Here is a 25,862-nt window from a genome sequence, read left to right on the forward strand (position 1 = left end):
TACATGAGAATGTTTTGGGTTGGCGCGTGCTCACTGTTAGTGATCACGGGCTGTGCATCAAATTCCCCTGTTTCATCGTTGCCAAAAGGGGTGACTTTCGTCGAATCATCGAAAGCAGAAGACGGCAAAGTTAAGATCCCATATCAAAAATACAAACTCGATAACGGCTTGACCGTAATTCTAGCGCCAGAGGGCTCTGATCCATTGGTACACGTTGATGTCACGTATCACGTCGGCTCAGCTCGTGAAGAAATCGGTAAGTCGGGCTTTGCGCACTTCTTTGAACATATGATGTTCCAAGGTTCAGAGAACGTTGGCGATCAAGAGCACTTCAAAATCATCACAGAGGCGGGTGGTACGTTAAACGGTACGACCAATCGCGATCGCACCAATTACTTTGAAACCGTTCCTGCGAATCAGCTGGAAAAAATGCTGTGGCTTGAATCGGATCGTATGGGCTTTTTACTTGATGCGGTTTCACAGCGCAAATTTGAAATTCAGCGATCTACGGTGAAAAATGAGCGTGCGCAACGTTATGACAACCGTCCGTACGGTTTGATTTGGGAACGTATGTCTGAAGCGTTATACCCAGAAGGTCATCCTTACTCATGGCAAACCATCGGTTACGTTGAAGATCTTGATCGTGTTGACGTGAATGATCTTAAAGCGTTTTTCTTGCGTTGGTACGGTCCAAATAATGCGACGATCACGATCGGTGGTGACTTAGATGTCGAGCAAACACTGGCGTGGGTAAACAAATACTTCGGTTCCATTCCTCGTGGTCCAGAAGTTGAAAACGCACCGAAACAACCAGCTAAGTTGCAAGAAGACAAATACATTACGTTGGAAGATCGTATCCAACAACCGATGGTAATGATTGCGTGGCCAACCACATACAGCGGCGAAGAGAGCCAAGCATCTCTGGATACGCTATCGGAAGTATTAGGTGGTGGCACCAACAGCGTGCTGTACCAAGATTTAGTGAAGACGCAAAAAGCGGTTGATGCGGGTTCCTTCCATGACTGTGCAGAGCTTGCGTGTAATTTCTATGTCTACGCGATGGGAGATTCTGGAGACAAAGGTGATCTTTCGACCTTGTACGGTGAGCTCATGAAATCGATGAGCAAGTTTGCAGAGAAAGGCGTCACTGACGATCGTCTGGAGCAATTGAAAGGTAAAGCTGAAGCGGATGCGATTTTCGCGCTTGAAAGCGTGAAAGGTAAAGTCACACAGCTAGCGTCGAATGAAACTTTCTTTGGCCAACCTGACTTGATTGAAAAACAATTGGAACAGATTCGCGCCGTGACTCCTCAATCTGTTGAGAAGGTGTACCAAAACTTTATTCAAGGTAAGTCGAAAGTCACCTTGAGCGTGGTACCAAAAGGCAAAACGGATCTTGCTGTTAAGTCTGCGACATTTACAACGCCAGAGCGTACCTTGCCAGAGTACAAAAAAATTACCGATGATCAGTTAGCCTATCGCCGCGCAACGGACAATTTTGATCGTTCAGTACAGCCACCGGTAGGTGAGCCAGTGAAAGCAACAATGCCAGAACTGTACAACGTGCATTTTGACAACGGCTCTGAACTACTCGGTACCGTGAGCAACGAAACTCCGACAGTCATGATGCAGTTCAGCTTACCAGCGGGCACGCGTTTTGTGGAAAAAGGCAAAGAAGGCCTAGCGCAACTGACAGCCGCTATGTTGCAAGAAGGAACGACCAAACGTAGCGTGGAACAAATTCAAGCTGAGCTCGATAAACTCGGCAGCATGATCTCTGTCGATGCCACAGGCTACACAACGAACATCAGCGTTTCTTCTTTAGAAAAGAATTTAGAGCCAACACTGAAAATCGTTGAAGAGATGCTGCTGTCACCAGCGTTCAAACAAGAAGATTTTGATCGTGTGAAAATGCAGGCACTCGAAGGGCTTGTCTACGAACATCAAAATCCAAGTTGGATGGCATCTCAAGCGAGTCGACAAGTGCTGTATGGCGATTCTGTTTTCGCTCGTCCGAAAGACGGCACGCAAGCTGGTGTCAGTGCACTAACGCTTGATGATGTACGTGAGTTCTACGCTAAGCACTACACACCGCAGAGCGCACAAGTCGTGGTGGTGGGTGACATTGCTAAACAAGACATTGAGCAGAAGCTTGCGTTTTGGGCTGAATGGAAAGATGAAGCGGCACCACTTTATGCTCCTCAAACAATACCAGCATTAGGTGAGCAGAAAATTCATCTTGTCGATAAACCAGGGGCACCGCAAAGTGTGGTTATGATGGTTCGTCAAGGCATGCCTTATGATGCCACGGGTGACTTTTATCTAAGCCAGCTCGCGAACTTTAACCTAGCGGGTAACTTTAACAGTCGCATCAACCAAAACCTGCGTGAAGACAAAGGCTACACCTACGGTGCTTACGGTTACTTCTCGGGGAATCCTGAAACCGGTTCGGTTGTATTTACCGCGCAAGTTCGTGCCGATTCGACGGTCGCATCGATTATCGAGATGGAAAATGAGCTGAATGAATACGCTCAATCTGGAATGACTGATGAAGAAATGAAATTTATGCGCCAAGCGGTCGGTCAAAAAGATGCACTGAAGTATGAAACGCCGACACAAAAAGCGGAACTTATTAGTGATATTCTCAAGTACAACCTCGATCAAGATTACTTGCAGCAAAGAAACGCTATCGTTGAGAAAGTGGATAAGCAAACTTTGAATGCATTAGCTCAAAAATGGTTTGATCCGAATGACTATCAAATCATTGTCGTTGGTGATGCTAAATCACTTCGTCCTCAACTAGAAAAGTTGGGGAAAGACGTAGAAGAGCTTGAAATCATTCGATAGAGTACACATTTAATAGCGGAGAGTGCTCTCTCCGCTATTCATCTAGATAAGCGACTTTTAATGGGTTGTTTATCTAGATGCATGAACTATCAATAACTTAGCTTTCACTTGTCCCGAGCGACAAGTGTCCTGCTCCTAATATAAGCGAACCTCATTTTGACTGATTTTGCTGCGCGACTAAAAAAAGTTGCATCAAACCCCGAAGTATTTAAGCAGTTTGGACGCGGTGTTGAGCGAGAAACTTTGCGCTATCGTCAGGATGGACACCTAGCAACAACGCCTCATCCAGAGGGTTTGGGCTCAGCGTTCACAAACAAATGGATCACCACCGACTTTTCTGAATCGTTGCTGGAGTTCATCACTCCGGTTTCTCATGACATTCCAGAATTGATGGCGCAACTGAAAGACATTCACCATTTTACTCAAACCAAAATGGGCGAAGAAAAGATGTGGCCGCTTTCTATGCCATGTTATGTCGGCAGTGAAGATGATATTCAGCTTGCTCAGTACGGTTCATCGAACTCGGCGAAAATGAAAACATTGTACCGTGAGGGGCTAAAACGCCGTTACGGTAGCTTGATGCAGATTATTTCTGGTGTTCACTTCAACTTTTCATTCCCTGAGTCATTTTGGGATGCGCTTTATGGTGAGCAGGATGAGCAAGCTCGCCAAGACACCAAATCAGCTGCTTACTTTGCTTTGATTCGTAACTATTACCGTTTTGGTTGGATGATCCCTTACTTCTTTGGTGCATCGCCAGCGTTATGTGGTTCGTTCATTCAAGGCCGTGAGACTAAACTCCCGTTTGAAAGCATTGGTGGGACACTGTATCTTCCTAAAGCGACGTCTCTTCGCTTGAGTGATCTTGGTTATACCAACAGTGCTCAAAGCGTATTGAAAATTGGTTTCAACAGTATTGACCAATATCTTGAAGGTTTAGGTGATGCGATTCGTCGACCATCTGAAGAATTCGCAAAAATTGGAGTAAAAGTGGATGGTGAGTACCGTCAGCTCAATACCAATATTCTCCAGATTGAAAATGAATTGTACGCACCAATTCGTCCAAAACGCGTAGCGAAAAGTGGTGAGAAGCCATCAGATGCATTGAGTCGCGCGGGCGTGGAATACATTGAAGTGCGCTCATTAGATGTGAACCCATTTAGTGCCGTTGGTGTTAGCGAAGAGCAAGTTCGTTTCTTAGATCTTTTCCTAACGTGGGCGGCGTTGTCAGATTCTGACCCAATGGATAACTGCGAACTAGAATGCTGGCGTGACAACTGGAACAAAGTGATCATCTCTGGTCGTGAAAAAGGTTTGATGCTGCAAATCGGTTGCCAAGGTGAACGCTTATCTTTGCAAGATTGGGCGAAGCGAGTATTCGTTGAGTTGCGCCAAATTGCAGTAGAGATGGATTCTGCGGCTGGTGGCGACGCTTACCAAGCTGTATGTGACAAGCTAGAAGCATGGATTGATAACCCTGAACTGACGATTTCTGGCCAATTGCTTGAGCTAACCAAAGAACTTGGTGGACTTGGCAAAGTAGGTTGTGCTCTTGGCATGAAGTTCCGTGAAGAAAATCTGGCTCACGGTTACCAACATTACTCGCAAGATATAATGGAAACGGAAGTGGCTTCTTCAGTTGAGAAACAGCGACAAGCGGAAGAAAGCGATACGTTATCTTTTGACGAGTTTCTGGAAAACTACTTCGCTTATCTAAAACAATAATCAATAAGTAAGGATTGGGTGGAATTGAACATTAAGCCGTTGGTTGTATCGGTTCTAGGAAGTGTGTTGCTTGCGGGATGTGCGACAGCGCCACCAAAACAGCAAGATAACCTATGTGAGATATTCCGAGAAAAATCTGGTTGGTATGATGATGCGAAAGATATGGAAAAAGAGTGGGGAACGCCCATTCATGTTGCCATGGCCATCATCAAGCAGGAAAGCAGCTTCCGCCATAATGCCAAACCACCCAAAGATTACGTATTGGGTTTCATCCCTTGGGGACGCGTAAGCAGTGCGTATGGCTATGCACAGGCTCAAAATCCAGCTTGGGATGACTTCCAAGATTCCACCGGACAAGGTGGTTCGCGCACCAATTTTGATGATTCGATAATGTTTGTTGGGTGGTATACCCACGAGACTCGTCGCCAGTTAGGCATTTCATTGTGGGACCCTTATAACCAGTATCTGGCCTATCATGAAGGGCGAGGCGGTTATAAACGTGGAACTTACAAAAGAAAGCCTAGTTTGATGAAAGTGGCTCGGCGCGTTGAGCAAACCGCAAAGACTTATGGCTGGCAGCTGAAACAATGTCGTCAGGAACTGGAAGACAACAGCAGCTGGTTCTTTTAACCCCATTTGGGTATAAAAACCAAACCAATACCTCAAGGTGTTGGAATTACAATCAGGAGAGATGTAATGCCTTTACTCGATAGCTTCACCGTAGACCACACTCGCATGAATGCACCAGCAGTGCGTGTCGCGAAAACCATGCAAACTCCAAAAGGAGATACCATTACGGTTTTCGACTTACGCTTCACTGCGCCTAACAAAGACATTCTTTCAGAGAAAGGCATTCATACACTAGAGCACTTGTACGCAGGTTTCATGCGCAATCACCTAAATGGTGACAGTGTGGAAATCATTGATATCTCACCGATGGGATGTCGCACTGGTTTTTACATGAGTCTCATTGGTACGCCTTCTGAACAGCAAGTCGCAGACGCATGGCTTGTTTCTATGGAAGATGTGCTAAAAGTGGAAAGCCAGAACAAAATCCCTGAGCTAAATGAGTACCAGTGTGGTACTGCAGCGATGCATTCTTTAGAAGAAGCACAGCAAATTGCCAAGAACATTCTAGCCGCAGGTGTGTCTGTTAATAAAAACGACGAGTTGGCTTTACCAGAATCAATGCTAAAAGAGCTGCGCGTAGACTAAGTTCTTTTGGAACGGCAATACAAAACAAAAAGCCTGACATGAGTCAGGCTTTTTGTTTTGGTTATTTGGACGTTGATTTTTTCTTCTTCGGATAGACTCGAACTAACTTGATTCGGTTTTCTTCGATTTCAACAATTTCCATTGGGTGGCCCGCGACACGGACACTTAAATGACTCTCTGGAATATCTTCTAGGTGTTCCAAAATCAGACCATTCAAGGTTCTAGGGCCATCGGTAGGTAAATCCCATTTCAAACCTTTGTTGATATCGCGGATATTGGTGCTGCCTTCAATTAAGAAACTACCATCGCCTTGTGGGCTGATTTCATCAGACAAACTAGGAGAAATAGACGTCGTAAACTCACCAATGATCTCTTCTAGGATGTCTTCAAGAGTGATTAGACCGATGATATCACCGTACTCGTCTACGATCAGACCGATGCGCTGCTTGTTGCGCTGGAACTTCAACATTTGTACGTTCAGCGGCGTGCCTTCAGGAATGTAATACACTTCATCTGCCGCGCGCAGTAACGTTTCTTTGTTAAACTCGTTCTTTTCTAGCATCAAACGGTACGCTTCACGTAAACGCAGCATACCAACCACTTCATCGATTTGGTCGCGATAAAAAACGATTCGACCGTGTGGCGAGTGTGTTAACTGACGAACAATGGATTTCCAGTCATCGTTAATATCGATACCCGTAATCTCATTACGTGGCACCATAATGTCATTTACAGTAACGTGTTCGAGATCGAGAATAGACACCAACATGTCTTGGTGTCGACGAGGGATAAGTCCGCCAGCTTCATTTACGACCGTGCGTAACTCTTCCGAACTCAGATGATCCTCTACCGTGTGATCAGCTTTCACGCCAAGCAAACGAATGAAACCATTAGTAATAAAGTTCACCAGCATTACGAGCGGTGATAGCACTTTCATTAGGATAGTGAGCAAGATGCTGCTCGCGTAGGAAACACGCTCTGGATACAGCGCTGCAACGGTTTTTGGTGTGACTTCGGCAAACACCAAGACAACCATAGTTAGCGCACCCGTTGCGATCGCGACACCTAAATCGCCGTACAGGCGCATGCCGATGATGGTCGCAATTGCTGAAGCAAGAATGTTCACGAGGTTGTTGCCGATAAGAATAAGGCCAATCAAGCGATCTGGTCGGTCTAATAACTTTTCGACACGTTTGGCGCCCTTATGCCCACTTTTCGCTAAGTGCTTCAAGCGGTAACGGTTCAAAGACATCATCCCTGTTTCTGAACCAGAAAAATAACCTGATATGACGATAAGACACGCGAGTAGCGCAAATAAGATACCCGTAGATATGTCGTCCAAAACGTAGCTGTTCCTTGTATGTTTTTGGCAATTCAACAGCAAAGTGAGCTGCGAATTCAATGAATTAATGCGTACTGTATTTTATCTGTCCGCGAATATAAAGGATAAAGGAGCCCAAGAGCTCCTTAATTCAAGATGATTTCTTTTACAAAACGACTGCCAAAATAGGCCAACGTTAATAACGTCGCACCAGCAACCGCAAACCACGTTACTTTTCGACCGCGCCAACCTTTATGGTAGTGGCCCCAAAGTAAGATGGAATAAACGATCCACGCAATGAAGGAAAGAATACCTTTATGCGCTTTGCCTTGCGCAAACATGTCTTGTACAAACACAAAACCAGTGATGAGTGTGCCTGTTAGAAGTAAGTTACCAATCAGAATGATTTTAAATAGCTGACGTTCAACCATTAACAGCGGTGGTAAATTAGGGTTAATAGCCAGCGACTTCTTCGCTTTTAATTTGTGATCGAGCCAAGCCAATTGCAGCGCGTACAAAGCGCCGATGGTGAGCGTTGCATAAGAAAATAGTGCAAAAGAGATATGAATGAGTAGCTTCGGGTCATTTTCTAAGTGCTTGACAAACGTGCTTGGTAAAAATGTGGCAGCAGTTAAGTTGATGGCAGCAAAGCTATAAACGACAGGCAATAAAAACCACAGTCGGTTTTTCAACATTGCAATGCTCATGACCAGCGAAATAATAAAACTGATCAAAGACGCGACGTTAAGAATACTCAGGTTTTGACCAGAACCATCAAATATCAGGTCACTCAAAATCCACGCATGAAAAACAAGCGCACAGGCAGCACTGGCAAACACTGTTTTTGCTTTGATTCCTGACTGTTGAGAGAGTCCAGGTATGATGGTCGCAATCGCCAAAACGTAGAGCATGGCGGCCGCGATGGCAATTAAGCTATCCATGAATCCTAAATGTTGTTGTGCACGGTGACGAAATTATACCTTGCATTACTCTTTGGGGCTACGTTATATGCGTCATCAATCATGAGAGATGAGATATTGAAATTAACAAGTTAGCCCTCAACTTAGTTATAAGAGTAGTGTTCGGGTATGACTGTGACGTTGGCTAAGGTATACTCACCCTAATTAATCGCCATTTTAGCGAAGAGACAAAGATGTTTGAGAATTTAACGGATCGATTATCCAAAACGCTGAAAAATATCAGTGGCAAAGGTCGTCTGACCGAAGACAACATTAAAGAAACCCTACGTGAAGTTCGTATGGCCCTTTTAGAGGCTGACGTTGCACTTCCTGTTGTTCGCGAATTCGTAAACCGCGTTAAAGAAAAAGCGGTTGGCGTAGAAGTTTCTAAATCCTTAACTCCGGGCCAAGAATTCATCAAGATCGTTCAAGCAGAGCTTGAAGCGGTAATGGGTGAGTCTAACGAAGCGCTTAACCTAGCAGCACAGCCGCCAGCAGTACTTTTGATGGCAGGTCTACAAGGTGCGGGTAAAACCACATCGGTAGGTAAGCTATCTAAGCTTCTAAAAGAGCGCGATAAGAAGAAAGTGCTTGTGGTGTCTGCCGACGTTTACCGTCCTGCGGCGATCAAACAGTTAGAAACACTAGCATCAGACATCGGTGTCGACTTCTTCCCATCTTCACCAGATCAAAAGCCACTTGATATTGCTAACGCAGCAATCGACCACGCGAAGAAGAAATTCTACGACGTATTAATTGTCGATACCGCTGGTCGTTTGGCTATCGATGAAGAGATGATGGGGGAGATCAAAGATCTTCACTCAGCTATCAATCCTGTTGAGACGCTGTTCGTTGTTGATGCAATGACAGGTCAAGATGCGGCGAACACAGCAAAAGCCTTTGGTGATGCACTACCACTTACTGGTGTGATTCTTACTAAGGTTGATGGTGATGCGCGTGGTGGTGCTGCGCTGTCAGTTCGTCATATCACGGGCAAGCCAATTAAGTTCTTAGGTGTCGGTGAGAAAACTGACGCACTAGAACCATTCCACCCTGATCGTGTTGCATCGCGTATTCTTGGCATGGGCGACGTTCTGTCTTTGATTGAAGACCTACAACGCAATGTTGACCAAGAAAAAGCAGAGAAGCTAGCGAAGAAGTTCAAAGAGAAGAAAGGTTTCGACCTTGAAGACTTCCGTGAACAGCTAGGTCAAATGCAAAACATGGGTGGCATGATGGGCATGCTAGACAAGCTACCAGGTATGTCTCAGCTACCATCTGACGTGAAAGACAAAGTCGATGACAAGATGTTTAAGCAAATGGAAGCGATCATCAGCTCAATGACGATGAAAGAGCGTCAACGTCCTGAAATCATTAAAGGTTCGCGTAAAAAGCGTATCGCTGCAGGTTCAGGTGTACAGGTTCAAGATGTTAACCGTCTACTGAAGCAGTTCACCCAAATGCAGAAGATGATGAAGAAAATGCAGAAGGGCGGCATGAAAGGCATGATGCGTAACATGCAAGGCATGATGGGCGGTATGGGTGGTGGCGGCGGCTTCAATCCATTTGGTCGATAATTCATCGATGTGACTATAGTTTCAGGGTGTTAGCTGCGTCACAAACTTGAATTTCGATTTATGTTGGTGAAAAAGTAACTAAACCCTTGCATTGCTCCGGGATAAGAGTAAAATTCCGGAGCTTTATTTTGGCACGAGACCCCAGATTGTTCAGGTTATTGAACGGTTTTTGGGGTTAATTTTATTTTTGAGAAAGCAAAGAGGACGACATGGTAACCATTCGTTTGGCACGTCACGGCGCTAAGAAGCGTCCATTTTATCAAATCGTAGTAGCGGACAGCCGCAACGCTGCAACTGGCCGTTTCATCGAGAAAGTTGGTTTCTTCAACCCAACTGCTAAAGGTCAAGAAGAAGGTCTACGTCTAGACCTAGACCGCGTTAACCACTGGGTTGGTCAAGGCGCGTCTGTATCTGACCGCGTTGCTAAGCTAGTTAAAGACGCTCAAAAAGCGGCTTAATTTTTACTTCAGAAGTAGAAACTAGTTTATGTCGATGAAAGGTAAAGAAACAATGAGCAACGAAAAGATTGTTGTAGGCAAGTTTGGTGCTACTTACGGCATTCGAGGTTGGCTTAAGGTTTTTTCCTACACAGACAATGCTGAAAGCATTTTCGATTACAGCCCTTGGTATATTAACCAAAAGGGCAAGTGGGTTGAGTACAAAGTAGAAAGCTGGAAGCGCCATAACAAAGGTATGGTGGCTAAGCTGGAAGGCATGGATGTTCGTGAAGACGCGCATTTAATGACTAACTTTGAAATTGCTATTGACCCTGCAGTACTTCCTGAATTGTCAGAAGATGAATTCTACTGGCGTGAATTGTTTGGAATGCACGTAGTAACCACTAAAGGTTACGATCTAGGTGTCGTTACTGACATGCTAGAAACTGGCTCAAACGATGTTCTGGTTGTTAAAGCAAATCTTAAAGATGCTTTCGGGCAAAAGGAACGACTAATTCCGTTCCTTGAAGAGCAAGTGATCATCAAAGTTGATCGCGAAGCTCAACGGATCGAAGTTGACTGGGATCCTGGATTCTAATCTCCAAAATTACAGAGCGAGATAAACATGTGGGTTGGCGTTATTAGCCTTTTTCCTGAAATGTTCCGTTCTGTTACTGATTTTGGAGTAACAGGTCAAGCGGTTAAAAAAGGTCTTTTGTCGATTGAGACATGGAATCCTCGCGATTTCACTCACGACAAACATCGCACTGTCGATGACCGACCTTACGGTGGTGGCCCTGGTATGTTAATGATGGTTCAGCCTTTGCGCGATGCCATTCATACCGCTAAGAAAGCCTCACCGGGTAAAACGAAAGTCATTTACCTCTCTCCTCAAGGTCGTAAGCTCGACCAAAAAGGAGTCGAAGAACTGGCAACAAATGAGAATTTGCTTCTGATTTGTGGTCGTTATGAAGGGGTAGATGAGCGCATCATTCAATCTGAAGTCGACGAAGAATGGTCGATTGGGGATTTTGTGATGACGGGTGGTGAGATACCAGCCATGACGTTAATTGATTCTGTATCTCGGTTTATTCCGGGCGTATTAGGAGATTTTGCGTCAGCAGAAGAAGATTCTTTTGCTAATGGCTTGCTAGATTGCCCTCACTATACGCGTCCAGAAGTATTGGATGACAAAGAGGTGCCATCGGTACTGATGTCAGGCAATCACAAGGACATTCGTCAATGGCGACTAAAGCAGTCGCTGGGCCGAACTTGGCTTAGAAGACCAGAGCTCCTGGAAAACCTAGCTCTGACTGACGAACAGGAACAATTACTTGCAGAGTTCATTAGTGAGCATAATGCAAAGTAACCTAATTTATTTAGTATCAGTTTATTCTAGGAATTTTAAAAATGAGTAACATCATCAAGGCTCTTGAAGAAGAGCAAATGAAATCAGGCCTACCTAAATTTGCACCAGGTGACACTGTTGTAGTTCAGGTTAAAGTTAAAGAAGGTGACCGTGAGCGTCTACAGGCTTTCGAAGGCGTTGTAATCGCAATCCGTAACCGTGGCCTGCACTCTGCTTTCACTGTACGTAAGATCTCTAACGGTGAAGGTGTTGAGCGTACGTTCCAAACACACTCTCCAATCGTTGATAGCATCGAAGTTAAACGCCGTGGTGCAGTACGTCGTGCCAAGTTGTACTACCTACGTGAGCGTTCTGGTAAGTCAGCTCGTATCAAAGAGAAACTTGCTAAGAAGTAATGCTATAACTAGCGTTCTCATTAAACGGAGCCCTTTTGGGCTCCGTTTTTTTTATGTTTGCCTCATAACTGGCTATTTCTCTTTCTACCGTTGTCATCGGTGCTCATGTACTGGCGTACACTCCGCGCCTCTTCCTAGGTAGCAAGAAAAATATCTGCGTTCTGCGCTAAACAAATTGCTTGTGTTTAAATAACTTACTTAATCCGCTGATATAGAGTGGAACTGTAACTTGAAAGGTTACACCCCCTATAGTAGTGGAGAAGCCTTCAGGGAAAGTTTTTCGACAGGCAATAAAAAAGTTGACGCTTTCACGCCAACTTTCTCAACTTTTAGAACCTAGAACCTAGTATTGATCTTCTGACCAGCCGTCACTGTCTGACATATCTGGGGCGCCAGCAATGGCATTTTCTTCATCTGCCCATTCACCAAAATCGATCATTTGGCATTTTTTACTACAGAAAGGGCGATGAGGACTTTGTTCTCCCCATTCAACGTCGGTACCACATTGAGGGCATTGAACGATAGTAATTTTAGACATGGTTGAATCGTCCCATTGTAATCTTGGTATTAAAGCGAAGTATTTAGAATAATAGCCTGATGTTTTGATTAGCTACAAACGGCTAATTCAAACTCGACATCTTGTGTGCATGCCTGACCATTTTCAAAAGCCATAAATTTAATCGCAAAACGATTTTTATGACCTGAAATCATAGGGTAGACGCCATACTTCATTGGAATATGAAGTCGGAGGATATTTGCTTCATCTGCGTCACTTTGGAAGAATCCTGCGCGCGCGATTTGGGCTTTAAAATGACCGGTTTCACGAGCAAGTTTTAGCCACAAGGTGAGCGCATCGGAAAGCGGTTTCAAACTCTTTTGCCATTGGTTGGCATCATGCTTTTTACGTTCAATAGGCAGATGAAGCCAATAGTGTAATGCAGGTAAATCAAAGCAGCACGAGCCTCCTGGCAGATTGAAACGTTGGCGAATAGAGCTAAGGAAGCGATCTTCTTTTAACGCTTGACCAAAACGCTCCGCACCCATTAATTGACTATAAACCACATCAATTTCATTGAGTAACGAATTGAGGGCTTCTTGATCAACACCTTCTACATTTAGCCAATGGCGATAGGAGAGGCGCTGTTTCTCAAGATCTTTAGCCAATTCACTTTTTAGTTGGATCTGTTCGAAGATCTCTACCATGTCAAAAAGAGCACGGAAAAAAAGTTGATACTGGTGATTATCGGTAAAACCAGAGGCCAAGTGAGCCTGACGCAGCAGAGACTCTACTCTTAGATAAATACGAGTTTTCTCATTTAACGGATGTTCAAATTTGTGCGTGGTCATCGACATAAGCCTTGGTGAGTTTCATTCCTATTTTCGCAGATTTTTCTTACACATGGCTAGGTACTTTTCGTGCAAATCTGTGATTTGAAGCAAAAGATCTGGGTCATTTGGATTGTTTTTAACCACATCGTCAGCGATATCGAGTCTCTGCTGTCTCGAAGCTTGAGAGGCGAGAATCGCATGTGCTTGCTCTTCACTTACGTTGTCGCGTTTAACGGTGCGAGAAATTTGAGTTTCAGGTTCTACATCTACAACGAGGACACGATCGCACAAACTATCGAGGTTGTTTTCAACGAGTAATGGCACGACCAATAACGCATAATCCGACGTGACCTGTTGAAGGTCTTCTATCATTTTTTCTCGAATGATCGGATGTAACAATGCATTGAGCCAAGCTTTTTCTTCTGGATTAGAAAAGATTTTTTCGCGTAACTTGGCACGATCTAAGGTGTTGTCGTCATGCGTAATGTCTTGACCAAAATGTTGAATGATTGCATTTAACCCGGGAGTTCCTGGTTCGACGACTTCTCGTGCGACAATATCTGCATCGACAATATCAATTTTAAACTGCTGCTTGAACAGATTCGCTACGGTAGTTTTACCGCTGGCGATACCCCCCGTTAAGCCTATTACCAAAGCCATTTACACCCCTAAAATTGACGTGAAGTACCAACTTAGAATTTGGTCGCCCCAGATTAAGCTTACCCATCCTGCAATCGCTAAATATGGGCCGAAAGGGAAAGCTCTCTCTATACCTTGTTTTTGTAGTCGTAACTGAACGAGCCCGAATATAACACCGACGACGGAAGAAAGTAGGATGATCATTGGTAATGATTGCCATCCTAGCCAAGCGCCAAGGGCAGCCAGCAATTTAAAATCACCGTAACCCATGCCTTCTTTACCAGTAAGCAGTTTGAACCCCCAATATACTGACCAAAGACACAAATAACCGGCAATCGCACCAATTACGGCGTCTTGTAGACTAACAGGGCTTATTTCTGTTAATGCTAACGCAATGCCAGCCCAAGTTAATGGTAATGTTAATTGGTCCGGTAGCAGCATAGTATCGAGATCGATAAAAGTCGCGGCTATTAAGACAAATGTGAAAAAGATTAACGCAACCGTAAAGTAGCTAAAGCCGAAATGATAAGCCACAAAACCAGCGCACGCTGCAGTGAGTAATTCTATCAGCGGATAGCGAGGACTAATTGCGGTATGGCAATGATGGCATTTTCCTTTTAACAATAGCCAGCTGATTACTGGAATATTGTCTCGAATACGAATTGGCGTCGCGCAGTTTTGGCACGAAGAGCGAGGCACGCTCAATGTCAAAACTTCTTGAGGTGGCTTAATCTTATATTCAGGGAATGATTCGGCGCATTCACGGCGCCATTCTAATTCCATGATTTTAGGTAGCCGATAAATGACCACATTAAGAAAACTACCCACAATTAAACCGAAGATACTGGCAAACACAACGAATAGCCAAGGGTAGTACTGGAACACTTCCATATTTGTCTCTTGAGCGATAAGTCAAATCAGCAACATGCTATTTTGAAGGGATTAACGGCTCATTCTAGCCCAATACACTCATTAAGTTAAAGATTGGCAAGTACATTGCTGTGACCAAGCCACCGACAACGATACCTAAAAAAACGATAATCAATGGCTCTAAGATTTTACTGAGGTTATCGACGGTGTTGTCCACTTCAAACTCGTAAATTGTGGCAACTTTATTGAGCATATCGTCAAGTCGGCCGGATTCTTCGCCTATCATAACCATTTGCAGCACCAACTCAGGGAACACGTTGCAATTGCGCATTGCAACATACATCGGCATTCCTGCTGCGGTATCGCGATAAACCTCTTCGATAGCCAATTGATAATGCATATTTCCGGACGTTTTCGAGGTGGTTTTTAAACTGGTTAGAATCGGAATGCCCGCCGTAAAGCTCGTAGCGAGTGTTCGACTAAATTTTGCGATAGCGGCTTTCGATAAAACTGCCCCAAGGACTGGAAACTTAAGTACAGATCGGTTGAGCATTAAACGAAAAGAATCTGAACGCTTAGAGAGTACTCTCGCGGAGATAAATACACTGATGGAGCCAAGTGCGATAAATGGGCTCCAGTTTTGTGTCCAAGCGGAAAGATCTAAGACTTGCCTTGTAAACCATGGCAATTCAGCGCCAAAGCCAACAAACATTTTTTCAAACTCGGGAATGACCTTGGTTAGCATGATAAACGATACTCCCAGTGCAACTAGAACAACCATGGCTGGATATATTAGAGCCTTGATCACTTTGGCTCTAAGCTGCTCATTTTTTTCCCTGTAGGTGGCTAAGCGTTCGAACACTTCGGCTAAGTTGCCCGATTGTTCTCCTGTCGCAATCAGGTCGGTATACAGCGGGTCAAAATGGTTACTGGCGGTACGCATCGCTTTAGACATCGGTGTACCCGCTTCAACAGCCCGAGTTACACTCATCAAAATGGATTTCATTTCCGCCTTTTTGTGGTTATCAGAGACCAATTTCAATGCTTGTACTAGCGGCACACCGGTTACCAGCATCGTTGAGATTTGACGAGTGAAAACCGTGATGTCTTTCCCTTTTACGCGATGGCTAAGTTTGGTCAAAAAAGAGATGCTGCTTTTCTTTAGCTTTTTGATTTTGATGTGCTGGGCATCTAAGCGCTCTCGTACTTCGATTTCGCTCATTGCCAGAGTTTGACCAGAGGTCTTTTTCCCTGAGCTGTTGACGCCTTTCCAACGGAAGTTCTTTAATTGTGGTGTCGTAGTTTTCATAGGGGGGTAACTGCTGATTAAAGGATTAGAAATAGAGCACGCGTTGTAACTCACTAAAGCTTGTGATGCCTTGTTTGAGTTTTTCTATTCCGGACATTTGCAAGGTGCTCATGCCGTTCGCAATGGCAAGCTTTTCCAGTTCATGTACCGAGGCTCCTTTAATAAGAGCTTCGGATAGAGATTCATCAAAGCGCATGACTTCATAGATACCCGTCCGGCCAGAATAACCATGGGTGCATTCGTTGCAACCATCTGGATTGGCTCTAAAAATTTTGTCAGTTGTTTGAATGCCTAGGTGCTGAAGTTGAACGGTATGCTCTTGCGGTTGTTTACAATATGGACAAAGTTTGCGAGCTAGGCGTTGGGCAATAATCAAGCTAAGCGAAGAGGCGAGGTTAAAACTTTCTACGCCCATGTTTGATAAACGAATGATGGTTTCAGCTGCAGAGTTGGTATGCAAAGTAGAGAGCACTAAGTGACCGGTTTGGGACGCCTTGATGGCGATTTCCGCAGTATCTAGGTCTCGAATCTCACCCACCATGACCACATCGGGATCTTGACGCAGAAAAGAACGTAGAGCTTCTGCAAAGCCAAAACCAATCTTAGGTTGGACTTGAACTTGGTTAATACCCGATAAGTTAATTTCCACCGGGTCTTCCGCTGTGGAGATGTTGATCTCTGGTTTATTGAGAATATTTAACCCAGTGTACAACGAAACGGTTTTGCCGCTTCCTGTTGGACCTGTCATCAGAATCATACCTTGTGGACGACGCAGAGCCTCTAAATACAGCTGTTTTTGTTGCTCACTATAACCAAGCTTGTCGATATCCAGTGATGCAGAGCTGCTATCGAGCAGTCGTAGTACGATCTTCTCTCCAAACAAGGTAGGTAGAGTGGATACCCGCATATCAATCGCGGTGTCTTGATTCAGTTTGAGTTTAATTCGCCCATCTTGTGGTAAACGTCGCTCGGCAATATCAAGTTTAGAGAGAATTTTTATACGAGCTGATAAGCGACGACTCAAGTGATTTGGCGGTTGCTGAGTTTCGATCAAAATGCCATCGCAACGTAGACGAACTCGGTACATCTTTTCATAAGGTTCAAAGTGGATATCGGATGCGCCTTTGCGTACAGCGTCCAACAGAATTTGGTTGATGTAGCGGCTAACGGGCGACTCGTCTTGGCTCAAATCTTCGATATTGTCGATTTCATCTGCACCGACATCCACGAGACTCGCTAGCTCTTCTTGGTTGATCTCTTTTAACCCAGACTTTTCATGACTCAATGAACGACCATATAAGCGTCGAATTGCTGCACTGAGTTGACGAAAATCCGCCAACACCAATTCAACCTGTAAACCAGTGGCAAAGCGGAAATCATCTTCAGCTTGTTGATTCGTGGGGTCGGCAACCGCTAACAATAACGTTGAAGGAGTACGGCGGAGCGGGAGTGCATTATGTCGCGTGATTAATTCACGTAGGCCGAGCTGTTGGCAAAGAGAAGCATATTCATATTGAGATAACTCGGGCTGACTTAAGCAAAAAATAGAACTTAAGTGCTTGGCCAGTTCGCTTGACGTGAAGAATCCAGAACTGAGTAAAGCTTCCGGCATCGAGATGCCAGAAGCTTTAACTTGCTCTATTAACGATTCTTCTTGGGAAAACGTCAGTAATCCTTTTTGACGAAGAACCGTTGAGAGTTTTGTATGCATTTACTTGCAAGACTTTGGAAGGAGTTCTGACTCAACGCCGCTAGTTGTGGCTGTTGCACACGTCCACTGCCCTGAAGTATCAGCTCGTGTAAGGGTAAAACCTTTACCTGAAACAAGGCTACTTACGCCAGCGCTTGCCGTCGTGAAAAATGTAAATGCCATTGTTCCACCATCGCCTGTGCTGCTAGGAGTAAACGCAACGCTTCCAAGAGGCATTGTTGGAATACCTAGATCAGTAGTTGTTTGATCCTGACTAGAGCCATCTGGGAAAAGTCCGTTTTCAACAGTGTATGCCTCAACGTTCGTTTTTGCTCCGGTTAGCGTTGCCAATGCTGAGGCTACTTCACTTTTAGCAACGTACTTCTGGTATTGTGGCATTGCAATCGCCGCCAAGACACCAATTACTGCCACTACAATCATTAATTCAATCAGAGTAAAGCCCTGTTGTTTTTTTTGTTTACTGTGTTTCATTTTCTTTCCTTCTTAATGAAATAAATAATGCCCTTGCATTAGCGAAGGATTATGGAGACTTCATAAAGGTTGAAAATGGGGAAGAGATGGGGTCTCGAGTGAGGTAAAACTCTTTGGTGGAAAGTTGCATATCGTATGCAGAGTTTTGCGAGTAGTGCTATTTTTTTAGTGGATAAAAAGAAAGGGCCTAGTGGCCCTTTTTAATGATGAATTACTCACAACTTACTGAGTTAGTTGAAGTAATTTAAATTTTATTGCTTGTGTTATTTGAAGCGCATCGAAAGATCCATCGCTTTTAGATGCTTAGTTAGTGCGCCTACCGAAATGTAATCGACTCCGGTTTCTGCGTATTCAGCGATAGTATCTAGAGTGATGTTACCTGAGTTTTCTAAAGCGGCACGGCCTGCGTTAATCTCTACGGCTTCACGCATCATTTCTTTGGTGAAGTTATCTAGCATGATGATGTCGGCACCTGCGTCGATCGCTTCTTGTAGCTCAGCCAGGCTTTCTGTTTCTACTTCTACTGGTTTGCCAGGATTGAGCTCTTTTGCTGTGGTGATTGCTTGAGTAATTCCGCCACAAGCGATGATGTGGTTTTCTTTGATGAGGTAAGCGTCGAACACTCCGATACGATGGTTAAAACCACCACCACAAGCAACGGCGTACTTCAGCGCACTTCGAAGACCCGGAATGGTTTTGCGAGTGTCTAACAAACGACAATCGGTATGCGCGATTTTTGCTGCATACTCAGCGGTTGTTGTTGCACAGCCAGAAAGGGTTTGAATAAAATTCATTGCGTTGCGCTCACCCGTTAATAGGTCACGAGCTGGGCCTGTTAGCGTGCAAAGTGTTTGTTTTGGCTCGACTTTATCGCCATCTTTTACATGCCATTCGATAGTGACTTTGCCGCCAAGCTGTTTAAATACTTCATCTGCCCAAGCTTGACCACAAAACACACCGTGTTCACGAGTGATGATGGTTGCGGTATTCATTGCATCAGCAGGAATAAGAGATGCGGTGATATCTTGTGACGCATCCAACGTGCCACCTAGATCTTCTTTTAAGGTATCGGCGACAGAGCGGGTGATTTCTAAAGGAAGTTGTTGCTTGAGGTATTCTAGGCGTTCTTGGCTGTTGTGTGTGTTCTTCATCGCAAATCTAGTCTTGAAAGGGAGATGGCATCGAATGATACTCTCCGGTGTCAATAATTTCAGCAGTTAATTTGCAAACTATAGAGGTTGATATGTCCCCAATTATCGATAATGGATGGTTGACTCACGCAAAGCATGTTCCATCACCATTTTTTGATGCACGCAACAGCGAACACGATATCTCTCTATTAGTTGTTCATAACATCAGTTTGCCACCAGGTCAGTTTGGTGGGCCGTATATTGAAGATTTTTTCAGCGGCAATCTTGATCCTAACGTGCACCCATTTTTTGAGGTAATTCACAAAATGGGCGTTTCAGCGCATTGTTTAATTAAGCGCGACGGTGAGATTGTTCAGTTCGTTTCATTTCTTGATAGAGCATGGCATGCGGGGCAATCAAGCTTTGCCGGGAGAGACCGTTGCAATGATTACTCTATTGGCATTGAGCTAGAGGGAACAGAATTTGTGGCGTATACAGAAGAGCAATATCAATCACTTGCTCGATTAACTCAAGCCATCATGCACCAATATCCTCAAATTACCTTGCCGCGAATTACCGGTCATCAATACATTGCTCCCTTGAGAAAAAGCGATCCTGGTCTAAGCTTTGATTGGGTTAAATATAGGCAGCTGGTTCAACGTTGATTTGTAGCAAAACTGTAAATTCAAAAAACGGAAATAAATAAGGCATACGATCAGGTATGCCTTTTTTTGATACGAGAAATATTAATAGTTGTTAAAAATTAACTACATTTTTACGACTAATGAGTTCGTTTTGGTGAATAAATAGACTGATCATTTTGTCATTTTTTGTATTTCTTTTCCAAAACCGCTAGCACGTCTAATTCCCATTTGTTTTGTTAATGTAATTGGTCAGACCAATTTTTTTGCCGTTTTAATAGTCAATTGTTATCAGAGTGTTGGTTGTAAGTCCGTTCTATGATTTAGGTCAATTTTTGGCTGGACAGTTGCGTTTTAATTATGTTAATTTCTGCACCAACTTAAAATTGGTATTACCAATTACCTGCAAGAGTAGAAGAACAATAAATTATGGCTTATCAAAGGATTCGTCAGCCAAAGCTCTCTGATGTTATTGAACAAGAGTTAGAAAGGTTGATTGTGGAAGGAACATTGTCTCCGGGGCAACAATTGCCACCTGAGCGCGAACTGGCGAAACAGTTCGATGTGTCTCGTCCTTCAGTCCGTGAAGCCATCCAACGCTTAGAAGCGAAACGTTTGTTAACTCGTCGCCAAGGTGGCGGTACTTTCGTTAGCGAAAACATCTGGAAAAGCTTTTCCGATCCTTTGCTGAATTTGTTGTCTAGCCACTCTGAAACCCAACTTGATTTGCTTGAGTCACGTCATGCAATGGAAGGGATTTCGGCGTATTTTGCAGCTTTGCGTGGTACCGAAGAAGATTTTGCACGCATTCAAGGCTGCCTTGAGCGCATTAGTAAAGAGCAAGCAAACAACGATATCGAAGCGGAATCAGCGGAAGTTATGCAGTTTTTAATTGCGATAACAGAAGCGGCTCATAATGTCGTGTTACTGCACATTGTGCGTAGCTTAGCTCCTCTACTTGAGCAAAACATTCTACAGAATTTTAAATTACTACGTCGCCGCCCTGAGGCGGTCGAGAAAGTGAGTAAACACCGAGCTAACATTGTGGATGCGATTGTTTCTGGTCAGCCTGAAAAGGCTCGTGAGATGTCTCATTCGCACTTGGCTTACATCGAAGAAACATTGTTGGATTTGACTCGAGAAGAGTCTCGACGAGAGCGTTCTCTGCGTCGAATTCAGCAGGGTAACAACTCGTAAGAGTGTTACTTAAATAAGTAGATCCAACCAACAGAAGGATAGATCGCCATGTCTGATATGAAGCATGACGTAGATGCACTGGAAACTCAAGAATGGCTACAAGCACTTGAGTCAGTTGTACGTGAAGAAGGTGTAGAACGCGCTCAGTACCTACTAGAGCAGGTTCTAGACAAAGCACGTCTAGACGGTGTTGATATGCCAACAGGTATCACAACTAACTACATCAACACGATTCCTGCAGACCAAGAGCCAGCTTACCCTGGTGACACAACGCTTGAGCGCCGTATTCGTTCCATCATTCGCTGGAACGCAATCATGATCGTTCTTCGCGCATCTAAGAAAGACCTAGAACTAGGCGGCCACATGGCGTCTTTCCAGTCTTCTGCTGCATTCTACGAAACATGTTTCAACCACTTCTTCCGTGCGCCAAACGAGAAGGACGGTGGTGACCTAGTTTACTACCAAGGTCACATCTCTCCGGGTATCTACGCTCGTGCGTTCGTTGAAGGTCGTCTAACTGAAGAGCAGCTAGACAACTTCCGTCAAGAAGTGGATGGTAAAGGTATCCCATCATACCCGCACCCTAAACTAATGCCTGAATTCTGGCAGTTCCCAACCGTATCTATGGGTCTAGGTCCGATCTCTGCGATCTACCAAGCTCGTTTCCTTAAGTACCTTGAAGGCCGCGGCATGAAAGATACTTCTGAGCAGCGCGTTTACGCGTTCCTAGGTGACGGTGAGATGGATGAGCCAGAATCACGTGGTGCTATCTCTTTCGCTGCGCGTGAGAAGCTAGACAACCTATGTTTCCTAATCAACTGTAACCTACAGCGTCTAGACGGCCCTGTAATGGGTAACGGTAAGATCATTCAAGAACTTGAAGGTCTGTTCAAAGGTGCTGGCTGGAACGTAGTGAAAGTAATCTGGGGTAACAACTGGGATTCTCTACTAGCTAAAGACACAACTGGTAAGCTTCTACAGCTTATGAACGAAACAATCGATGGCGATTACCAAACGTTCAAAGCGAAAGATGGCGCATACGTGCGTGAGCACTTCTTCGGTAAGTACCCAGAAACTGCTGCACTAGTTGCTGACATGACTGACGACGAAATTTTCGCACTTAAGCGTGGTGGTCACGAGTCTTCTAAGCTTTACGCTGCTTACAAAAACGCGGCAGAAACTAAAGGTCGTCCAACAGTAATCCTAGCTAAGACTGTTAAAGGTTACGGCATGGGTGAAGCGGCTGAAGGTAAGAACATCGCGCACCAAGTTAAGAAGATGGATATGACTCACGTACTACACCTACGTGATCGTCTAGGTCTACAAGACATCCTAACTGACGAAGCGGTTAAAGAACTTCCGTACCTGAAACTTGAAGAAGGTTCAAAAGAGTACGAATACCTACACGCTCGTCGTAAAGCGCTACACGGCTACACGCCACAGCGTCTACCAAACTTTACTCAAGAACTCATCGTTCCTGAGCTAGAAGAATTCAAGCCACTACTAGAAGAACAGAAGCGTGATATCTCTTCTACTATGGCATTCGTACGTGCACTTAACGTTCTACTTAAGAACAAAAACATTGGTAAGAACATCGTTCCTATCATTGCTGATGAAGCGCGTACATTCGGTATGGAAGGTCTGTTCCGTCAAATCGGTATTTACAACCCGCACGGCCAGAACTACACACCACAAGACCGCGACATCGTTTCTTACTACAAAGAAGCAACGTCAGGTCAGGTTCTACAAGAAGGTATCAACGAGCTAGGTGCTATGTCTTCATGGGTTGCTGCTGCGACTTCATACTCGACAAACGACCTACCAATGATCCCGTTCTACATCTACTACTCAATGTTCGGCTTCCAACGTGTTGGCGACATGGCGTGGATGGCTGGCGACCAACAAGCACGTGGTTTCCTACTAGGCGCAACTGCTGGTCGTACGACGCTGAACGGTGAAGGTCTACAGCACGAAGACGGTCACTCGCACATCATGGCGGGGACGGTTCCTAACTGTATCTCTTACGACCCAACATTCGCGTACGAAGTAGCAGTAATCATGCAAGACGGTATCCGTCGCATGTACGGTCCTGATCAAGAGAACGTGTTCTACTACCTAACGCTAATGAACGAAAACTACGCAATGCCAGCAATGCCAGAAGGCGCTGAAGAAGGCATCCGTAAAGGTATCTACAAGCTAGAAACTTACACGGGCGATAAAGCGAAAGTTCAGCTAATGAGCTCAGGTACTATCATGAATGAAGTACGTAAAGCAGCTCAAATCCTAAGCGAAGAGTACGGTGTCGCTTCTGATGTTTACTCTGTAACGTCATTCAACGAACTAACTCGCGACGGTCAAGATGCAGAGCGTTTCAACATGCTTCACCCAGAAGCGGAAGCGAAAGTACCTTACATCCAAACAGTAATGGGTACTGAGCCAGCTATCGCAGCAACTGACTACATGAAGAACTACGCAGAGCAGGTTCGTGCATTCATTCCTGCTGAGTCTTTCAAAGTTCTTGGTACTGATGGCTTCGGTCGTTCAGACAGCCGTGAAAACCTACGTCGTCACTTCGAAGTGAACGCAGGTTACGTAGTAGTAGCAGCGCTAACTGAACTAGCGAAACGTGGCGAAGTTGAGAAATCTGTAATTGCGGAAGCAATTAAGAAATTCGACATCGACACTGAGAAAACTAACCCGCTATACGCTTAATTAAGAAGGTAGATAAGAAATGGCAATCGAAATTAATGTACCAGACATCGGTGCGGATGAGGTTGAAGTTACTGAGATTCTTGTAAGCGTTGGCGACAAGGTTGAAGAAGAACAGTCTCTGATCACTGTTGAAGGCGATAAAGCTTCTATGGAAGTTCCTGCTTCTCAAGCGGGTATCGTTAAAGAAATCAAAGTTGCAGAAGGCGACAAGGTTTCTACTGGTTCTCTAATCATGATTTTCGAAGCCGAGGGTGCAGCTGACGCTGCACCTGCTCCTGAGGCAGAAGCGGCTCCAGCAGCGGCTCCAGCTCCAGCAGCAGCGGCAGAACTGAAAGAAGTTCACGTACCAGACATCGGTGGTGACGAAGTTGAAGTTACTGAAATCATGGTAGCAATCGGCGACAGCATCGAAGAAGAGCAATCTCTTATCACTGTAGAAGGCGACAAAGCTTCTATGGAAGTTCCTGCACCATTCGCAGGTACGCTTAAAGAGATCAAAGTAGCAGCAGGCGATAAAGTATCGACTGGCTCTCTAATCATGGTATTCGAAACTGCAGGTTCAGGTGCTCCAGCAGCTCCTGCGGCAGTTGAAGCTCCAGCGGCAGCAGCTCCAGCAGCGTCTGCGGCAAAAGAAGTTAACGTTCCAGATATCGGCGGCGACGAAGTTGAAGTAACTGAAATCATGGTTGCTGTTGGTGACACAGTGGAAGAAGAGCAATCTCTGATCACTGTAGAAGGCGACAAAGCTTCTATGGAAGTTCCTGCACCATTTGCTGGTACAGTTAAAGAAATCAAGATTGCAGCTGGCGACAAAGTGTCTACTGGCTCACTAATCATGGTATTCGAAGTAGCGGGCGCAGCACCTGCTCCGGTAGCGGCTCCAGCTCAAGCAGCAGCACCTGCAGCGGCAACTCCTAAAGCAGAAGCTCCAGCGGCAGCAGCTCCAGCAGCGACTGGCGATTTCAAAGAGAACGATGAGTACGCTCACGCGTCTCCAGTTGTTCGTCGTCTAGCTCGTGAGTTCGGTGTAAACCTTTCTAAGGTTAAAGGTTCTGGTCGTAAGAGCCGTATCCTGAAAGAAGACGTTCAGAACTACGTGAAAGAAGCGCTTAAGCGTCTTGAGTCTGGTGCAGCAGCATCTGGCAAAGGCGACGGTGCTGCTCTTGGTCTACTACCATGGCCAAAAGTGGACTTCAGCAAGTTCGGTGAGACAGAAGTACAACCGCTATCTCGCATTAAGAAGATCTCTGGTGCTAACCTACACCGTAACTGGGTAATGATCCCGCACGTTACACAATGGGATAACGCAGACATCACAGCTCTTGAAGCATTCCGTAAAGAGCAAAACGCGATTGAAGCGAAGAAAGACACTGGCATGAAGATCACTCCACTAGTGTTCATCATGAAAGCGGCTGCTAAAGCACTTGAAGCGTTCCCAGCGTTCAACTCTTCTCTATCAGAAGACGGTGAGAGCCTAATTCTGAAGAAATACGTGAACATCGGTATCGCAGTAGATACGCCAAACGGTCTAGTTGTTCCTGTATTTAAAGACGTGAACAAGAAAGGCATCTACGAGCTATCTGAAGAGCTAATGGCTGTTTCTAAGAAAGCACGTGCAGGCAAGCTAACTGCTGCTGACATGCAAGGTGGCTGTTTCACTATCTCTAGCCTAGGCGGTATCGGCGGTACGGCGTTTACTCCAATCGTAAACGCGCCAGAAGTTGGTATCCTAGGTGTGTCTAAGTCAGAAATGAAACCTGTATGGAACGGTAAAGAGTTCGAACCGCGTCTACAACTTCCACTGTCTCTATCATACGACCACCGTGTGATCGATGGTGCTGAAGGTGCGCGCTTCATCACTTACCTAAACGCATGTCTATCTGACATTCGTCGTCTAGTTCTTTAATCAAGATTAGATGAATGAGAGGCGGCAATTTAGCCGCCTCTGCTTATAGCGAATATTGAATAAAATTTACCGGACAATTTGGTTGTCTCCCCAATCTCTACA

23 protein-coding genes are annotated in these 25,862 nt (G+C 44.9%); 13 read left to right on the forward strand and 10 right to left on the reverse strand.

Annotated elements, in window-relative coordinates; genetic code table 11:
• Positions 1-3 precede the first annotated feature (3 nt).
• The 4 genes from UF05_RS03335 (at position 4) to luxS (ending at position 5,787) form a co-directional block, all read left to right on the forward strand.
• Entirely contained in the window at positions 4-2,847 is a 2,844-nt protein-coding gene (locus UF05_RS03335) for a M16 family metallopeptidase (protein WP_025607477.1), read from the forward strand.
• 156 nt (positions 2,848-3,003) lie between these two features.
• Positions 3,004-4,572 carry a glutamate--cysteine ligase gene (gshA, locus tag UF05_RS03340; RefSeq protein WP_015297257.1) on the forward strand — a complete coding sequence of 523 codons (1,569 nt, stop codon included), beginning with the start codon at positions 3,004-3,006 and terminating at the stop codon, positions 4,570-4,572.
• Between the two features lie 24 nt (positions 4,573-4,596).
• Positions 4,597-5,202, forward strand: coding sequence for a transglycosylase SLT domain-containing protein (locus UF05_RS03345; protein WP_025607588.1), 606 nt, complete (start codon positions 4,597-4,599; stop codon positions 5,200-5,202).
• A gap of 66 nt (positions 5,203-5,268) precedes the next feature.
• Positions 5,269-5,787 (forward strand): S-ribosylhomocysteine lyase, encoded by a 519-nt coding sequence (luxS, locus tag UF05_RS03350; protein ID WP_029816118.1) that lies wholly within the window; start codon positions 5,269-5,271, stop codon positions 5,785-5,787.
• Positions 5,788-5,848: 61 nt separating this feature from the next.
• Here the strand turns inward: luxS and UF05_RS03355 are convergent, their stop codons facing one another.
• Positions 5,849-7,129 (reverse strand): HlyC/CorC family transporter, encoded by a 1,281-nt coding sequence (locus tag UF05_RS03355; RefSeq protein ID WP_005462557.1) that lies wholly within the window; start codon positions 7,127-7,129, stop codon positions 5,849-5,851.
• Between the two features lie 125 nt (positions 7,130-7,254).
• Complete coding sequence (locus UF05_RS03360) at positions 7,255-8,049, reverse strand: cytochrome C assembly family protein (RefSeq protein WP_005462565.1); 795 nt, start codon at positions 8,047-8,049, stop codon at positions 7,255-7,257.
• Positions 8,050-8,261: 212 nt separating this feature from the next.
• Here UF05_RS03360 and ffh point away from each other — a divergent pair, with 212 nt between their 5' ends.
• The 5 genes from ffh to rplS all read left to right on the forward strand — a co-directional run bounded on the left by ffh (position 8,262) and on the right by rplS (position 11,845).
• Positions 8,262-9,644, forward strand: a complete 1,383-nt coding sequence (gene ffh / locus UF05_RS03365) for a signal recognition particle protein (protein WP_005462555.1) — start codon at positions 8,262-8,264, stop codon at positions 9,642-9,644.
• Between the two features lie 209 nt (positions 9,645-9,853).
• The gene (gene rpsP, locus UF05_RS03370) at positions 9,854-10,102 is read left to right on the forward strand and encodes a 30S ribosomal protein S16 (protein ID WP_005379962.1); all 249 of its coding nucleotides are present in this window, start codon (positions 9,854-9,856) and stop codon (positions 10,100-10,102) included.
• A gap of 28 nt (positions 10,103-10,130) precedes the next feature.
• A complete protein-coding gene (gene rimM, locus UF05_RS03375) occupies positions 10,131-10,679 on the forward strand; it encodes a ribosome maturation factor RimM (protein WP_005462552.1) in 549 nt (182 codons plus the stop codon).
• A gap of 27 nt (positions 10,680-10,706) precedes the next feature.
• Positions 10,707-11,450: a tRNA (guanosine(37)-N1)-methyltransferase TrmD gene (gene trmD / locus UF05_RS03380; protein ID WP_005462562.1), complete on the forward strand. Its 744-nt coding sequence runs from the start codon at positions 10,707-10,709 to the stop codon at positions 11,448-11,450.
• Positions 11,451-11,491: 41 nt separating this feature from the next.
• Positions 11,492-11,845 carry a 50S ribosomal protein L19 gene (rplS, locus tag UF05_RS03385; protein ID WP_005462554.1) on the forward strand — a complete coding sequence of 118 codons (354 nt, stop codon included), beginning with the start codon at positions 11,492-11,494 and terminating at the stop codon, positions 11,843-11,845.
• A 343-nt stretch (positions 11,846-12,188) separates the two neighbouring features.
• Here rplS and yacG read toward each other — a convergent pair whose 3' ends face one another.
• The 8 genes from yacG to nadC all read right to left on the reverse strand — a co-directional run bounded on the left by yacG (position 12,189) and on the right by nadC (position 19,325).
• On the reverse strand, positions 12,189-12,383 hold the full coding sequence (gene yacG / locus UF05_RS03390; RefSeq protein ID WP_005462546.1) for a DNA gyrase inhibitor YacG: 195 nt from the start codon (positions 12,381-12,383) through the stop codon (positions 12,189-12,191).
• A 68-nt stretch (positions 12,384-12,451) separates the two neighbouring features.
• Complete coding sequence (gene zapD / locus UF05_RS03395; RefSeq protein WP_045545343.1) at positions 12,452-13,192, reverse strand: cell division protein ZapD; 741 nt, start codon at positions 13,190-13,192, stop codon at positions 12,452-12,454.
• Positions 13,193-13,219: 27 nt separating this feature from the next.
• On the reverse strand, positions 13,220-13,834 hold the full coding sequence (coaE, locus tag UF05_RS03400) for a dephospho-CoA kinase (protein WP_005480887.1): 615 nt from the start codon (positions 13,832-13,834) through the stop codon (positions 13,220-13,222).
• Positions 13,835-14,704 (reverse strand): prepilin peptidase, encoded by an 870-nt coding sequence (locus tag UF05_RS03405; RefSeq protein ID WP_025533026.1) that lies wholly within the window; start codon positions 14,702-14,704, stop codon positions 13,835-13,837.
• A gap of 64 nt (positions 14,705-14,768) precedes the next feature.
• Positions 14,769-15,992, reverse strand: a complete 1,224-nt coding sequence (locus UF05_RS03410) for a type II secretion system F family protein (protein WP_029815938.1) — start codon at positions 15,990-15,992, stop codon at positions 14,769-14,771.
• Between the two features lie 25 nt (positions 15,993-16,017).
• Positions 16,018-17,703 (reverse strand): type IV-A pilus assembly ATPase PilB, encoded by a 1,686-nt coding sequence (gene pilB, locus UF05_RS03415; RefSeq protein ID WP_045545342.1) that lies wholly within the window; start codon positions 17,701-17,703, stop codon positions 16,018-16,020.
• Positions 17,704-18,174 carry a pilin gene (locus tag UF05_RS03420; protein WP_045545341.1) on the reverse strand — a complete coding sequence of 157 codons (471 nt, stop codon included), beginning with the start codon at positions 18,172-18,174 and terminating at the stop codon, positions 17,704-17,706.
• Between the two features lie 263 nt (positions 18,175-18,437).
• Positions 18,438-19,325 carry a carboxylating nicotinate-nucleotide diphosphorylase gene (nadC, locus tag UF05_RS03425; RefSeq protein WP_045545340.1) on the reverse strand — a complete coding sequence of 296 codons (888 nt, stop codon included), beginning with the start codon at positions 19,323-19,325 and terminating at the stop codon, positions 18,438-18,440.
• A 92-nt stretch (positions 19,326-19,417) separates the two neighbouring features.
• Here nadC and ampD point away from each other — a divergent pair, with 92 nt between their 5' ends.
• The 4 genes from ampD to aceF all read left to right on the forward strand — a co-directional run bounded on the left by ampD (position 19,418) and on the right by aceF (position 25,760).
• On the forward strand, positions 19,418-19,969 hold the full coding sequence (gene ampD / locus UF05_RS03430) for a 1,6-anhydro-N-acetylmuramyl-L-alanine amidase AmpD (RefSeq protein WP_031816752.1): 552 nt from the start codon (positions 19,418-19,420) through the stop codon (positions 19,967-19,969).
• Positions 19,970-20,374: 405 nt separating this feature from the next.
• Complete coding sequence (gene pdhR / locus UF05_RS03435; protein WP_005462576.1) at positions 20,375-21,142, forward strand: pyruvate dehydrogenase complex transcriptional repressor PdhR; 768 nt, start codon at positions 20,375-20,377, stop codon at positions 21,140-21,142.
• Positions 21,143-21,190: 48 nt separating this feature from the next.
• Complete coding sequence (aceE, locus tag UF05_RS03440) at positions 21,191-23,854, forward strand: pyruvate dehydrogenase (acetyl-transferring), homodimeric type (protein WP_005462566.1); 2,664 nt, start codon at positions 21,191-21,193, stop codon at positions 23,852-23,854.
• A 19-nt stretch (positions 23,855-23,873) separates the two neighbouring features.
• Positions 23,874-25,760, forward strand: a complete 1,887-nt coding sequence (aceF, locus tag UF05_RS03445; protein WP_045545339.1) for a pyruvate dehydrogenase complex dihydrolipoyllysine-residue acetyltransferase — start codon at positions 23,874-23,876, stop codon at positions 25,758-25,760.
• The last annotated feature ends 102 nt before the right edge of the window (positions 25,761-25,862 follow it).

The sequence above is a fragment of the Vibrio sp. S457-15 genome (assembly GCF_000960545.1).
GTDB classification, from domain to species: Bacteria; Pseudomonadota; Gammaproteobacteria; order Enterobacterales; family Vibrionaceae; genus Vibrio; species Vibrio parahaemolyticus.

What these genes read in the sequence shown, in the direction of transcription:
- UF05_RS03335 (WP_025607477.1), top strand. Translation starts at nt 4, where the DNA reads ATGAGAATGTTTTGGGTTGGCGCGTGCTCACTGTTAGTGATCACGGGC.
- luxS (WP_029816118.1), top strand. Translation starts at nt 5,269, where the DNA reads ATGCCTTTACTCGATAGCTTCACCGTAGACCACACTCGCATGAATGCA.
- UF05_RS03360 (WP_005462565.1), bottom strand. Translation starts at nt 8,049, where the DNA reads ATGGATAGCTTAATTGCCATCGCGGCCGCCATGCTCTACGTTTTGGCG.
- ffh (WP_005462555.1), top strand. Translation starts at nt 8,262, where the DNA reads ATGTTTGAGAATTTAACGGATCGATTATCCAAAACGCTGAAAAATATC.
- rpsP (WP_005379962.1), top strand. Translation starts at nt 9,854, where the DNA reads ATGGTAACCATTCGTTTGGCACGTCACGGCGCTAAGAAGCGTCCATTT.
- rimM (WP_005462552.1), top strand. Translation starts at nt 10,131, where the DNA reads ATGTCGATGAAAGGTAAAGAAACAATGAGCAACGAAAAGATTGTTGTA.
- trmD (WP_005462562.1), top strand. Translation starts at nt 10,707, where the DNA reads ATGTGGGTTGGCGTTATTAGCCTTTTTCCTGAAATGTTCCGTTCTGTT.
- rplS (WP_005462554.1), top strand. Translation starts at nt 11,492, where the DNA reads ATGAGTAACATCATCAAGGCTCTTGAAGAAGAGCAAATGAAATCAGGC.
- yacG (WP_005462546.1), bottom strand. Translation starts at nt 12,383, where the DNA reads ATGTCTAAAATTACTATCGTTCAATGCCCTCAATGTGGTACCGACGTT.
- zapD (WP_045545343.1), bottom strand. Translation starts at nt 13,192, where the DNA reads ATGACCACGCACAAATTTGAACATCCGTTAAATGAGAAAACTCGTATT.
- coaE (WP_005480887.1), bottom strand. Translation starts at nt 13,834, where the DNA reads ATGGCTTTGGTAATAGGCTTAACGGGGGGTATCGCCAGCGGTAAAACT.
- UF05_RS03405 (WP_025533026.1), bottom strand. Translation starts at nt 14,704, where the DNA reads ATGGAAGTGTTCCAGTACTACCCTTGGCTATTCGTTGTGTTTGCCAGT.
- UF05_RS03410 (WP_029815938.1), bottom strand. Translation starts at nt 15,992, where the DNA reads ATGAAAACTACGACACCACAATTAAAGAACTTCCGTTGGAAAGGCGTC.
- pilB (WP_045545342.1), bottom strand. Translation starts at nt 17,703, where the DNA reads ATGCATACAAAACTCTCAACGGTTCTTCGTCAAAAAGGATTACTGACG.
- UF05_RS03420 (WP_045545341.1), bottom strand. Translation starts at nt 18,174, where the DNA reads ATGAAACACAGTAAACAAAAAAAACAACAGGGCTTTACTCTGATTGAA.
- nadC (WP_045545340.1), bottom strand. Translation starts at nt 19,325, where the DNA reads ATGAAGAACACACACAACAGCCAAGAACGCCTAGAATACCTCAAGCAA.
- ampD (WP_031816752.1), top strand. Translation starts at nt 19,418, where the DNA reads ATGTCCCCAATTATCGATAATGGATGGTTGACTCACGCAAAGCATGTT.
- pdhR (WP_005462576.1), top strand. Translation starts at nt 20,375, where the DNA reads ATGGCTTATCAAAGGATTCGTCAGCCAAAGCTCTCTGATGTTATTGAA.
- aceE (WP_005462566.1), top strand. Translation starts at nt 21,191, where the DNA reads ATGTCTGATATGAAGCATGACGTAGATGCACTGGAAACTCAAGAATGG.
- aceF (WP_045545339.1), top strand. Translation starts at nt 23,874, where the DNA reads ATGGCAATCGAAATTAATGTACCAGACATCGGTGCGGATGAGGTTGAA.